Raw genomic sequence first — 11,649 nt, forward strand, 5'->3', positions numbered from 1 at the left:
CGGGAAAGCAGTCATGAGCGCAATCGTAGAAATCAAGGCAAGGGAAATACTGGATTCACGGGGCAACCCCACGGTGGAAGCCGAGGTGATCACGGAGGCAGGGGCGCGGGGTCGAGCCGGCGTGCCTTCGGGGGCCTCCACTGGCAGTCGTGAGGCCATCGAGTTGCGCGATGGAGATGCCGCACGTTATCAGGGCAAAGGGGTTCTGAACGCAGTGTCCCACATCACCGGGGAACTCTTCGAAGCCCTGGCGGGTTGGGAAGTGACGGATCAGGCAAAAATCGATCAGATCATGATACAACAGGACGGAACCGAGAATAAGGCGCGTCTGGGGGCCAATGCCCTGTTGGCCGTGTCGCTGGCGGTGGCCAAGGCGGCGGCAGAGGAATCGGGGTTGCCCCTCTACCGCTATCTGGGTGGGTCCGCCGCAGTCCAGTTGCCCGTTCCCCAGATGAATGTCATCAACGGGGGTGCCCATGCCAATAATGGTCTGGACATGCAGGAATTCATGATCGTACCCGTGGGTGCGCCGAATTTTAGGGAAGCCCTTCGCTATGGTGCGGAAGTCTTCCATGCCCTGAAAAAACTGATCGATGCTCAGGGGATGCCGACCACGGTGGGAGACGAAGGGGGGTTTGCCCCGCGTCTGCCCAGCAATGAAGCCGGTCTGGGACTGATTATGCAGGCCATTGAAGCGGCAGGCTACCGTCCGGGCGAACAGGTAGCCATTGGGATCGATTGTGCCAGTTCGGAATTTTATCGGGAGGGCCGCTATCATCTCGGGGCGGAAGGAAAAATACTGGAATCCGCTGAATTGGTGGACTATCTGGCGCGGTGGGTGGATAACTATCCCATTGTCACCATCGAAGATGCCATGGCCGAGGGAGATTGGGCCGGTTGGCAATTGTTGACCCAGCGTTTGGGTCGACGCATCCAGTTGGTGGGGGATGATATTTTTGTTACCAACACCAAGATTCTGGCGGAAGGCATTCGACAAGGCATTGCCAACTCGATTTTGATCAAAATCAATCAGATCGGTACCTTGTCGGAAACCTTTGCTGCCATAGAAATGGCCAAAAAAGCAGGGTATTCCAATGTCATTTCTCACCGTTCCGGTGAAACCGAAGACACCGTCATTGCGGATATCGCCGTCGCCAGTTCGGCAGGACAGATCAAGACCGGGTCCCTGTCACGCTCTGATCGTTTGGCCAAATACAACCAATTGCTGCGCATCGAGGAAGCCCTGGGATCGGTGGCCACCTATGGGGGATCCACCGTTTTTGCACGGCGCGGTTAACCACGGAGTTGAGCCATGTCACCGACCACAATTCGCCTGATACGCTGGTTGATGGTTGGTCTGATTCTTTCCCTGGGTTATGGATTAGTGCTAGGGAAAGGGGGCTGGATTCGGCGTCAGGATCTGAAGCACCAACTTCAGGGGCAACGCGCCCTGAACCAATCGCTGGAAAAGCGGAATCAAACCTTGCGTGCCGAGGTGGCGGATCTCAAGTCGGGTTCTGACGCCATTGAAGAACGGGCGCGTCACGAACTAGGGATGGTGCGCCCGGATGAGGTGTTTTACCAGTACCGGACGGTTACGTCACCGCCGCCGGTGGTGGCTCACTGATTGGCGCTGGTCTGCCAAAAGCGCCACCATTCGATCTTTTTGGTCAGATCGCCTTGGGTAGTGAGGTAATGGCTGTTCGGGAAGTCCAGTTTGAGGACGCGCACCGTGTCTTGACTCAAATCCTTGAGTCCCATGGCATCGTAACTGCGTGCCATGATGTCGAGCGCATCTTCCTGGGCTGCGGTATGAGGATAGTTCCTCAGAATATTCAGAGCCCGATCCGTCGCGGCCAGGTAGGCTTGGCGCCGATAATAATAGCGTGCCACGGCCACATCGTTGCGCGCCAGGGAGTTGACCAGGTATTTCATGCGAATGATGGCGTCGGGGGCGTAACGGCTGTTGGGGAAGCGGGTGATTAAGTCACGGAAGGCATCGAAGGCATCCTTGGTGGGTTTTGTATCCCGTTGTACCAGATCGCTGTCGGTGTAAATGCCAAAAATCCCCAGATCGTCGCTAAAGTTGGCTAGCCCCTTCATGTAATAGGCATAATCCACGGCCGGGTGATTGGGGTGCGCTTTGATGAACCGGTCTGCTTCGCTGACCGCCGAGGCAGATTCATGTTGTTTGTAGTAGACGTAAATTTGCTCCAGTTCGGCCTGAGTGGAATAGGTGCCGTAGGGGTAGCGGGACTGCAAGGATTCGTAGAGTTTGGCGGCCTGCTCATAGTTACCTTCCTGCAGATCTTTTTTAGCCTCGCTGTGGAGTTTGGATGCCGACCAGTTTTTGGTGGGGTCATCGCTTTTTTCCAGTTCGCTACAGCCCACCAGGGCCACGACGAGAGTCAGGGCAACGTTTCGGAGTACACTGGAGTGTTTCATGAAAATTCTCACCATGCAATCTTTCCATTATAACAGTCCTGAAGAGAATGAACCGCTGGAATTGAAGGTTCCCGTGGAATACGGGGGGTTGCGTCTCGATCAGGCACTGGCCCGTCTTTTTCCTGATTGGTCACGGTCCCGCTGGCAGGCTCAGATCGAAGCGGGACGGGTTCGGTTGAACCAGGCTTTGGCGCAGCAGAAGACGCGCGTCTGGGGAGGGGAAAGCCTGTGGCTGGAGACCGAACCTGAAGTCTTTTCGGAAGAAGTCGTTCCGGAGGATATCCCTGTGGAAACCGTGGCGCTGGAGGAAGCCTTCAGAGTCATCCATAAACCCGCAGGTTTGGTGGTGCATCCGGGGCATGGCAACTGGCGCGGAACCCTGCAGAATGCCCTGTTGTTTCATGATCCGGCGGTAGCGCAGGTGCCCCGCAGCGGCATCGTCCATCGGCTCGACAAGGACACCAGTGGATTGATGGTGGTGGCACGGACGCTGGCGGCCCATGGAGAGTTGGTGCGTCAGTTGCAGGCACGCACCGTGCATCGACATTATTGGGCGCTGGTTCAGGGACAGGTGCGGGAGGGAGGAAGGGTAGAGGCGCCCGTCGGCCGTCATGCCACGCAGCGTACCCGCATGGCCATTACGGCGGCGGGGCGTCCCGCCGTCACGCACTACGAGGTGGTGCGGCGTTTGCCCTGTCATACCTTGTTGGAATGTCGCCTGGAAACCGGCCGTACCCATCAGATCCGGGTGCATATGGAGCATTTGGGGTTTCCTCTCGCGGGGGATCCTGTCTACAAGGGAAAAAGCATTGCACTTGATGGGCGCAGCAGCGCTGCATTGCGGGATTTTGGACGACAGGCCCTGCACGCGTTTCATCTGGGATTCCTGCATCCTGATACCCGGCAGCCCTGTGCCTGGGATATTCCCCTGGCCGCAGACATGGCCCGTTTGGTCGAGGTGCTGGAAGAGGCTGTTTATGTGTGAAGGATCCAAGGCGCTCTTGCCGGGGGGGCCGGTTGACTGGCCCGCCCCCTCCTGGGTGCGTACCTGGAGTACCCGGCGCGGTCTGGATTTGGGTTTGCAGGGGGCAACGGCCCCTGAGCAGGTGAACCAACACCGACAAACATTGGCCCGGACCTTGCAGATACAACCGTGGTGGTTGACCCAGGTGCATGGGGTGGGAGTTAAAACGGATCAGAAAGAAATGGAGGAGGGGGCAGATGCCTCCGTGACCCGGCGGACGGGTGTCGGATGTATCGTGTTGACGGCAGATTGTTTGCCTGTGCTCTTTTGTCATGAACGGGAGCCTGTGGTGGGCGCAGCACATGCAGGATGGCGGGGGCTGGCTGCCGGTGTACTGGAAAATGCCTTGCAAGCCATGGCGGTAAATCCCGAGGGCATTCTGGTCTGGTTGGGGCCGGCTATTGGGCCCCAAGCCTTCGAGGTGGGCTCAGAGGTGCGGGCGCACTTCCTTGACGCTCAGCCTGAATCCGGGGAGGCATTCCGTTCCGGTCAGGGAGGGCGATGGTGGGCAGATCTCCATGCATTGGCGCGCTTGCGCCTGGCTCGGCTGGGAGTCACCCGGATTTATGGCGGGGGGCATTGCACCGTCCGGGAAAATGAAGCGTTCTACTCCTATCGGAGGGAGGGCTTGAGGGCGGGGCGCATGGGACACGTCATCTGGATGGCAGAACCATGAGACGAGAGAGGGAAGCGTATAATGGAAAGGTTATCTTCCCGATGTTCTTTCCATGACACCCTTGATGAATTCCATGTTGGCGGGGGTAGTGGCCGGCGTATTATCAATGCTCTGCGCGGCATTGGTCATTTATACTGCCCGTCCTGCCTGGGTTCCCCTGTTGGTGAGTTACGCCATTGGGGCCCTGCTGGGAGCGGTTTTTCTGGAAATCCTGCCCCATGCTTTTCACCATGAGGCCAGCCCGGAAGCGGTTTCAGCCACGGTATTGGTGGGAATCCTGATTTTTTTTCTGCTGGAAAAACTGGTGCTCTGGCGGCACGTTCATGTCCATGATGTGGCCGGACTGGAAGCCCACGCCCATGCCCACGCCCATGAGCCTCAGGGGCGGACGGGGGCCATGGTGGTGGTGGGGGATTCGGTTCACAATTTCGTGGATGGCATCATCATTGCCGCAGCCTTTGTCAGCGATACTCGTTTGGGGATGGTGACGGCGCTGGCCATCATTGCCCATGAGTTGCCTCAGGAAGCGGGGGATGCCCTGGTTTTGCTGCATTCCGGAATGTCCCGTCCGCGCGCCCTGGCCTTCAACCTGTTTTCAAGCATGGCCACTTTGGTGGGAGCGGTCATCGCCTGTCTGGCCTTGCAGTCCTTGCAAAAATGGGTTCCTTACCTGTTGGCTTTGGCTTCAGCCAGTATGATCTATGTGGCGGTGGCTGACCTGATTCCTGGGCTACATCGCCGGGTGGATCTGCGTACCTCCGCCCTGCAGATGGGATTGATCGTGCTCGGTGTGGCTTCCATTCATTGGGCTCATGTGTTGATCCTGGAGTGAGGTCGCAACGGGAGCGTTGTTGACTTGCTGCTGCAATGTGTGGAACAACTGGGTAATCTGATCCAGGTGGTGCCCCATCAAATTCTGCAGGGAAAGGCCATCGCTGGCGGGGTGCGGGTCCGGAAGGTCGGTGCCGGTGTTGTCCTGCGAAGATCGTTCGAGCGCATAACGCAATCCCTGTTCCAGATAATGACCGAGAAAGCGTTGCATGCCGTTGCCATAGGAGCGAATCATCCGGGATAGCATCTCGCAACTGAAGAGGGGGGACTTGCCCAATTCCTCTTCCAGGATGATTTGCATCAGGATGCAGCGGGTCAGGTCTTGTTGGGTTCTGGCGTCGATGATCTGGAAGGGAGTCTGTTCGAGAACCAATGTTTTGACTTCGCAAAGCGTGATGTACCGCTTGGAGCGCATATCGTATAAGCGCCGATTGGGGTATTTCTTGATCACTCGTGGAGCTTCCATGGCTTTGTCCTGTGTATGGTGCAGCACAATAGGGGGCATTATTCCATGAATCAGGGATTAGAGTGGGATATTTAATAAAATATTAATAAAACAATGAGATGATCCAAAGGTTTTAAACAGGCCGGTGATGTTGCGATGCAACAAAAAAGTATTGACAAGAAACTTTTGCTCCGGTAACCTTGCAATTGTGCGCTGCAACATAGACGCAGCGGGGTGTCAGATCCCCTTGATTTCTGGCCAGAATTTTGTCTCCTCCTCCTTTATTGCAAAGGTTTCCTTTCGATAGAGGCTTCAACCCGCAGAACAGACTCTGCGGGTTTTTTTTGTCCTCTGCTACCATAGAGGACAAGGGTTCTGCATCTCTGTGGGATCCATTGACTGTCAAGGAGTTTATTGTGGTGAACCGTCAACCTTCCGCTTCTTCCGTACCACGCGTCGGTTTTGTCTCCCTGGGATGTCCCAAGGCATTGGTGGATGCCGAACGCATTCTGACTCAGGTCAGGGCTGAGGGGTATGAGGTGGTGGGGGACTATGAGGGAGCGGATGTGGTGGTGGTGAACACCTGTGGCTTCATCGAATCCGCCATTGAGGAGTCTCTGGACGCCATCGGAGAAGCGCTGGCGGAAAATGGGCGAGTCATCGTTACCGGTTGTCTGGGGGCTCAGGCAGGCAAGATTCTTTCGACCTACCCTCAGGTATTGGCAATTACGGGACCTCATGACCAGGCGGGGGTGATGCAGGCGCTACACGAACATCTCCCGCAGCGCCATGATCCCTTTACCAGTCTGGTTCCCCCCCAAGGGATCAAATTGACTCCGGCTCATTATGCCTACCTCAAGATTTCTGAAGGGTGCAATCATCGCTGTACCTTCTGTATCATCCCTTCCCTGCGCGGTGATCTGGTTAGTCGTCCGCTCGGGGAAGTGCTGCAGGAGGCTGAACATCTGGTTCAGGCCGGGGTTCGGGAGTTATTGGTGATTTCTCAGGATACCAGCGCCTATGGGGTGGATGTGCGGTATCGTACAGGCTTCTGGCAGGGTCGTCCCCTGCGCACCCGTATGACGGAACTGGCCCGTGCCCTGGGTCAGATGGGGGTCTGGGTGCGCCTGCATTATGTTTATCCGTACCCCCATGTGGACGAACTGATTCCGCTCATGGCCGAAGGGCTGGTTTTGCCCTATCTCGACGTCCCTTTGCAGCATGCCAGTCCGCGCATCCTGCGCGCCATGAAACGACCGGGAGATGTGGAACGGACCCTGGAGCGCATTCAGTCCTGGCGTCGCGACTGTCCCGATCTGACCTTGCGCAGTACCTTCATTGCGGGGTTTCCAGGAGAAACGGAAGAGGACTTCCAGCAGTTACTGGACTTTCTGGAGGAAGCCCAACTGGATCGGGTGGGCTGTTTTGCTTACTCTCCGGTGGAAGGGGCTACGGCCAATGCTTTGCCGGATCCCGTACCTGTGGCTGTGCGTGAGGAGCGCCAGGCACGGTTCATGGAACGCCAGGAGAAGATCAGCGCGCAACGCTTGCAACGTTTTGTGGGGCGCGATTGTCAGGTGTTGGTGGATGAATTGACGCCCGAGGGGGGGGCCGTGGGGCGCAGTGCGGCCGATGCGCCAGAAATTGATGGCATCGTGGCCATTGCCCCTGCTGCGGGATTCAAGGTTGGCGAGTTTGTAACCGTTCGTATCGAAGAAGCTATGGCCCATGATTTGAGTGGTTTCAGGGTGGATCATGTCGGTTCATAAGACGTTGGTGGTGCCGGGCCTGTTTCCGGCTTTGCCCGATTCGGCGGTGCCTGCTGTTCCGGCGTTGGAAAAGGCCTGGAGCCAGGGGGACCGAGAAGTCTTTGAGCGGCCCCTGACTTTGGCCCAGTGGCCTCCCAATCAGGAAACCACTTGGGAGAGTGCGCGCCGCGCCCAGGCAGCGGGAATTTTCCACGCGGCACCCCATTGGTTATGTGCGGATCCCGTTCACTTGCATGTGGAAGGGGACGGGTTGATTTTGCTCGATGATTATACATTTGAACTGAGCGCAGAGGAAAGTCGCGGGTTACGGGAAGATCTCAATGCCTATTTTGCAATGGATGGCCTGTATTTTCATGAGGTTACGCCGACCCGTTGGCTGTTGGGTCTCCCCTCCCTCCCGGAGATCGAGACGACGCCCCCCCGGCAGCGGGTTGGACGCAATATCGATGGTCACTTGCCGCGCGGGCCCCAGCGTGGTCTGTGGCAAGCCCGCTTCAACGAGATCCAGATGGTCCTGCATGACCATCCCCACAACCAGGCTCGCCAGGCGCAGGGGCGGCGGGTGATCAGCGGAGTCTGGTTATGGGATGAGGCCTGTACCCAGTCGGCGCAGGAAGTGGTGGAGACCTTGCGTGCCCCCTCGGACTATGGCGATGCGGAGGGATGGATGGCCGCCCTCGAGGAATTTCTGGAGACGCACTGGCAGTACTGGCAGGATCAGTTGCGCCAGGGAACCCTCGAAACCCTGACTTTGGTAGCGCTGGAAGGACGCTTCAGCGGACAGGTAGTTCTGCGCCATTCCCAGCGCTGGCGGTTCTGGCGTAAAGTTTTGCCCTTGATGGGGATGCCGGGGGTGCGTCCCCTGCGCGAATCCTGATGGTCAGGGACTGGCTTACCGAGGTATAATCCAAGGCTTTATTGGCGAGAATTTTATTCCATGGAAGCGGAACAACTAAATGCTCTGGAAACCCTTCAACAGGACCTGACTGTGCGTCTTCAGGCCCTGCGGAGGTATCTTTGACTTCGATGCCAAAGTCGAGCGCCTGAACGAGGTCATTCATCTTTCGGAAGACCCGGCGCTTTGGCAGGACAGCAAAAGAAGCCAGGAACTGGGGCGGGAACGCAAGATGCTGGAAGAAGTGGTGGACGAGGTGCATGGGTGTACTCAGGCCCTTGAGGAAAGTCACGAACTTTTTGCGTTGGCCCTGGCAGAGGCCGATGAAGAAACCCTGCAGGCCGTTGCGACGGATCTGGCCAGCATAGACAAACGGGTTGGCGTCATGGAGTTTCGGCGGATGTTCTCCCATCCCATGGACTCGGCCAATGGATTTCTGGATATTCAGGCGGGTTCGGGCGGGACGGAAGCCCAAGACTGGGCGGCCATGCTGTTGCGCATGTATGTGCGCTATGCCGAGCGCAAGGGATTCGGGGTGGAAATTCTGGAGGAGTCGCCGGGTGAAGTGGCGGGCATCAAGAGTGCTTCCCTAAAATTGACGGGGAGTTATGCGTTTGGTCATTTGCGAACCGAGACGGGGGTTCATCGCCTGGTGCGCAAATCCCCTTTTGATTCCGGTAACCGTCGCCATACCTCCTTTGCCTCTGTTTTCGTGTATCCCGAGGTGGATGATTCCATAGAAGTGGAAATCAACCCGGCTGATCTGCGTATCGATACCTTCCGCGCCTCGGGCGCGGGCGGTCAGCACATCAACAAGACCGATTCGGCAGTACGTCTTACCCATGCGCCTTCGGGGATCGTGGTCCAATGCCAGAGCGACCGTTCCCAGCATCGCAATCGTGCAGAAGCCATGGCCATGTTGAAATCAAAGTTATATGAAGCCGAATTGCGCAAGCGTACGGTGGAAAAACAGGCCATGGAAGACAGCAAGACGGACATCGGCTGGGGGCACCAGATTCGTTCCTACGTGCTCGATCAATCACGCATCAAGGATCTGCGCACCGGCGTGGAAGTAGGCAATACCCAAGCCGTACTGGATGGCGATCTGGAAGGCTTCATCGAAGCCAGTTTGAAGCAGGGAGTGTGACGGGATGCACGAAGAAGATAATACATTGGTTCAGGAACGGCGCGCCAAATTGCAGGCTCTGCGCTCCATGGGGGTGGCTTTTCCCAACGATTTTCAGCGTACGCACGAAGCGGCTCCTCTGCACGAACAGTATGGCGCGTTGAGCGAGACTGATCTCGAGGTGCGGGAAGTGCCGGTGCAACTGGCGGGTCGTCTGATGCTCAAGCGCCTCATGGGAAAGGCCAGTTTTGCCACCCTGCAGGATGGCACGGGCCGCCTCCAGATTTTTTTGCAGAAGGATCAGGTGGGAGAGGAGGTCTATCAGGCCTTCAAGCACTGGGATCTGGGCGATATTCTGGGGGTACGGGGCGCGCTGTTCAAAACCCGTATGGGGGAATTGACGCTCCGGGTCACGGAGATACGGTTGCTGGTTAAATCCCTGCGTCCCCTTCCGGAAAAGTTTCATGGGCTGACCGATCAGGAACAGAAATACCGGCAGCGGTACCTGGATCTGATTACCAACGAACATTCTCGCCAGGTATTCATCCAGCGCAGCAGAATCGTGCAAAAAGTGCGTGAGTTTCTGGTGGCGCGCCACTTTCTGGAAGTGGAAACCCCCATGATGCACCCCATTCCCGGGGGAGCGGCGGCCCGTCCTTTCGTGACGCACCACAATGCCCTCGACTGCGATTTGTATTTGCGCATTGCCCCCGAGTTATATCTCAAACGTCTGGTGGTGGGGGGCATGGAACGGGTGTTCGAGATCAATCGAAATTTCCGCAATGAAGGGTTGTCCCCCCGTCATAATCCCGAATTCACCATGATCGAGTTCTATGCGGCTTATCAGGACTACCGCGCGCTCATGGACCTGACGGAAGACTTGCTGCGTTTCGTGGCGCAGGAAGTGTTGGGCACCACGGTGCTCGGTTACGGGGGACGGACACTGGATTTGGGACCGCCGTTTCACCGCCTGACTCTGGCGCAGGCTCTGGAAACCTATCATCCCGATTATACGGCCACACGCCTGAATGACCCGGTGGAACTGGTGCAGGAATTGACCCGACTGGGCGCCAAGGTGCCTGCCCGTGCTTCCGTGGGCATTCTCCAACTGGCACTTTTCGAGGAAACCACGGAAGCGCTTCTCTTTGAACCGACCTTCATTGTCGACTACCCGGCGGAGGTCTCGCCCCTTGCCCGGCGCAGTGATACGAACCCTGAAATCACTGAACGTTTTGAATTGTTCGTGGTGGGCCGGGAACTGGCCAACGGTTTTTCGGAATTGAACGATGCCGAGGATCAGGCAGAACGTTTTCAAGCCCAGGTACGCCAGAAGGAAGCGGGCGATCAGGAAGCCATGCACTATGATGCCGATTATATCCGAGCCCTGGAATATGGTTTGCCACCCACTGCGGGCGAAGGTATCGGTATCGACCGTCTGGTCATGCTGTTGACCGATAGCCCATCGATTCGGGATGTCATCCTCTTTCCCCAGATGCGTCAGGAAGTCTCTTGAAGTGGTTTGAACTTACCGTCGGGTTGCGTTATACCCGGGCCAAACGGCGTAACCACTTCATCTCCTTCATTTCCCTCATTTCCATGGCAGGTATTGCCCTGGGGGTGGCGGCGCTGATCGTGGTCCTGTCGGTCATGAATGGATTCCAGAAGGAAATGCGCGAGCGCATTCTGGGAGTGGCTTCCCATGTGCAGATCTTTGGCAGCGGCCAGTCTCTGGCCAACTGGCCCAAAGTGGCAGCGGAAGCCCGACGGGATCCGGAAGTCATCGGTACAGCTCCCTATGTCAATGGACAGGCCATGCTGGCCAATGATGACCTGGTCCAGGGCACGATGGTGCGGGGGATCTTGCCGGAGCAGGAACGCCAGGTGGCTGACCTGGATCAGCATATGGTGGCCGGCCACATGAGCGATCTCAAGCCCCATGAGTTTGGTATCGTGCTGGGTCAGGAACTGGCTCAGGCCTTACATCTGTCGGTGGGAGACAAGGTGGTGCTCATTACGCCCCAGGGTCAGGTGACGCCTGCGGGCATGTTGCCCCGTCTCAAGCAGTTCAAGGTGGTGGGGTTGTTTCATGTGGGAATGTACGAATATGACAGCGGGTTGGCCCTGATTCATCTGAACGACGCCCAGGTACTGTTTCGTATGGGAGAAAATGTAACGGGTGTCCGTCTCAAGTTGAAGGACCTCATGCTGGCACCGAGCGTAGCGCATCGATTGGCGTCGACCCTGACGGTGGATGCCTGGCTGACGGACTGGACCCAGGAACATGCCAATCTGTTCCATGCCGTGGCCCTGGAAAAAACCATGATGTTCATCATCCTGTTGCTGATTGTGGCGGTGGCGGCCTTCAACATTGTGTCTACTCTGGTCATGGTGGTAACGGACAAGCAGGCCGATATTGCGATTCTGCGTACCCTGGGGGC

Annotated in this window: 12 protein-coding genes; 10 read left to right on the forward strand and 2 right to left on the reverse strand. The window is 57.1% G+C overall.

Going from position 1 to position 11,649, the window contains the following annotated elements:
* Positions 1 to 13: 13 nt before the first annotated feature.
* Both eno and ftsB read left to right on the forward strand, forming a co-directional pair.
* Positions 14 to 1,297 carry a phosphopyruvate hydratase gene (eno, locus tag IV91_RS0105380; RefSeq protein WP_031596641.1) on the forward strand — a complete coding sequence of 428 codons (1,284 nt, stop codon included), beginning with the start codon at positions 14 to 16 and terminating at the stop codon, positions 1,295 to 1,297.
* Between the two features lie 15 nt (positions 1,298 to 1,312).
* Positions 1,313 to 1,627, forward strand: a complete 315-nt coding sequence (ftsB, locus tag IV91_RS0105385; protein ID WP_200874331.1) for a cell division protein FtsB — start codon at positions 1,313 to 1,315, stop codon at positions 1,625 to 1,627.
* On the opposite strand, the gene IV91_RS0105390 is transcribed toward ftsB, so the two are convergent.
* Entirely contained in the window at positions 1,621 to 2,445 is an 825-nt protein-coding gene (locus IV91_RS0105390) for an outer membrane protein assembly factor BamD (protein ID WP_031596645.1), read from the reverse strand. The two genes, ftsB and IV91_RS0105390, sit on opposite strands and share 7 nt — an antisense overlap.
* Here IV91_RS0105390 and IV91_RS0105395 point away from each other — a divergent pair.
* The 3 genes from IV91_RS0105395 to IV91_RS0105405 are packed head-to-tail and all read left to right on the forward strand — an operon-like array spanning position 2,444 to position 4,977.
* The gene (locus IV91_RS0105395) at positions 2,444 to 3,430 is read left to right on the forward strand and encodes an RluA family pseudouridine synthase (protein WP_051862131.1); all 987 of its coding nucleotides are present in this window, start codon (positions 2,444 to 2,446) and stop codon (positions 3,428 to 3,430) included. The genes IV91_RS0105390 and IV91_RS0105395 overlap by 2 nt on opposite strands.
* Positions 3,423 to 4,145 carry a peptidoglycan editing factor PgeF gene (gene pgeF, locus IV91_RS0105400; RefSeq protein ID WP_051862134.1) on the forward strand — a complete coding sequence of 241 codons (723 nt, stop codon included), beginning with the start codon at positions 3,423 to 3,425 and terminating at the stop codon, positions 4,143 to 4,145. The genes IV91_RS0105395 and pgeF overlap by 8 nt, the downstream gene beginning before the upstream one ends.
* A 52-nt stretch (positions 4,146 to 4,197) precedes the next feature.
* The gene (locus IV91_RS0105405) at positions 4,198 to 4,977 is read left to right on the forward strand and encodes a ZIP family metal transporter (RefSeq protein ID WP_031596650.1); all 780 of its coding nucleotides are present in this window, start codon (positions 4,198 to 4,200) and stop codon (positions 4,975 to 4,977) included.
* Here IV91_RS0105405 and phaR read toward each other — a convergent pair.
* The gene (gene phaR, locus IV91_RS17110; RefSeq protein ID WP_084189934.1) at positions 4,876 to 5,481 is read right to left on the reverse strand and encodes a polyhydroxyalkanoate synthesis repressor PhaR; all 606 of its coding nucleotides are present in this window, start codon (positions 5,479 to 5,481) and stop codon (positions 4,876 to 4,878) included. The genes IV91_RS0105405 and phaR overlap by 102 nt on opposite strands.
* Positions 5,482 to 5,840: 359 nt before the next feature.
* Between phaR and rimO the strand changes: the two genes are divergently transcribed.
* The 5 genes from rimO to IV91_RS0105445 form a co-directional block, all read left to right on the forward strand.
* Positions 5,841 to 7,190 carry a 30S ribosomal protein S12 methylthiotransferase RimO gene (gene rimO, locus IV91_RS0105420; protein ID WP_031596652.1) on the forward strand — a complete coding sequence of 450 codons (1,350 nt, stop codon included), beginning with the start codon at positions 5,841 to 5,843 and terminating at the stop codon, positions 7,188 to 7,190.
* Complete coding sequence (locus tag IV91_RS16700; protein WP_031596653.1) at positions 7,177 to 8,067, forward strand: hypothetical protein; 891 nt, start codon at positions 7,177 to 7,179, stop codon at positions 8,065 to 8,067. The genes rimO and IV91_RS16700 overlap by 14 nt, the downstream gene beginning before the upstream one ends.
* A gap of 60 nt (positions 8,068 to 8,127) precedes the next feature.
* A protein-coding gene (gene prfB / locus IV91_RS0105435) for a peptide chain release factor 2 (RefSeq protein WP_150112396.1) occupies positions 8,128 to 9,232 on the forward strand; the annotation gives its coding sequence in 2 pieces (ribosomal slippage) (positions 8,128 to 8,208 and positions 8,210 to 9,232; 1,104 coding nt in all).
* Between the two features lie 4 nt (positions 9,233 to 9,236).
* Positions 9,237 to 10,724 carry a lysine--tRNA ligase gene (lysS, locus tag IV91_RS0105440; RefSeq protein WP_031596655.1) on the forward strand — a complete coding sequence of 496 codons (1,488 nt, stop codon included), beginning with the start codon at positions 9,237 to 9,239 and terminating at the stop codon, positions 10,722 to 10,724.
* Positions 10,721 to 11,649: lipoprotein-releasing ABC transporter permease subunit (locus IV91_RS0105445; protein WP_035417212.1), on the forward strand; the 929-nt coding region annotated here is incomplete at its 3' end. The genes lysS and IV91_RS0105445, both read left to right, overlap by 4 nt.

Origin of the sequence: Ferrovum myxofaciens, assembly GCF_000735045.1 — a bacterium.
GTDB classification, from domain to species: domain Bacteria; phylum Pseudomonadota; class Gammaproteobacteria; order Burkholderiales; family Ferrovaceae; genus Ferrovum; species Ferrovum myxofaciens.

Bases quoted from the DNA above. Each gene is read 5' to 3' on its own strand.
- eno (WP_031596641.1), top strand. From the start codon at position 14: ATGAGCGCAATCGTAGAAATCAAGGCAAGGGAAATACTGGATTCACGG.
- ftsB (WP_200874331.1), top strand. From the start codon at position 1,313: ATGTCACCGACCACAATTCGCCTGATACGCTGGTTGATGGTTGGTCTG.
- IV91_RS0105395 (WP_051862131.1), top strand. From the start codon at position 2,444: ATGAAAATTCTCACCATGCAATCTTTCCATTATAACAGTCCTGAAGAG.
- IV91_RS0105390 (WP_031596645.1), bottom strand. From the start codon at position 2,445: ATGAAACACTCCAGTGTACTCCGAAACGTTGCCCTGACTCTCGTCGTG.
- pgeF (WP_051862134.1), top strand. From the start codon at position 3,423: ATGTGTGAAGGATCCAAGGCGCTCTTGCCGGGGGGGCCGGTTGACTGG.
- IV91_RS0105405 (WP_031596650.1), top strand. From the start codon at position 4,198: ATGACACCCTTGATGAATTCCATGTTGGCGGGGGTAGTGGCCGGCGTA.
- phaR (WP_084189934.1), bottom strand. From the start codon at position 5,481: ATGCCCCCTATTGTGCTGCACCATACACAGGACAAAGCCATGGAAGCT.
- IV91_RS16700 (WP_031596653.1), top strand. From the start codon at position 7,177: ATGTCGGTTCATAAGACGTTGGTGGTGCCGGGCCTGTTTCCGGCTTTG.
- lysS (WP_031596655.1), top strand. From the start codon at position 9,237: ATGCACGAAGAAGATAATACATTGGTTCAGGAACGGCGCGCCAAATTG.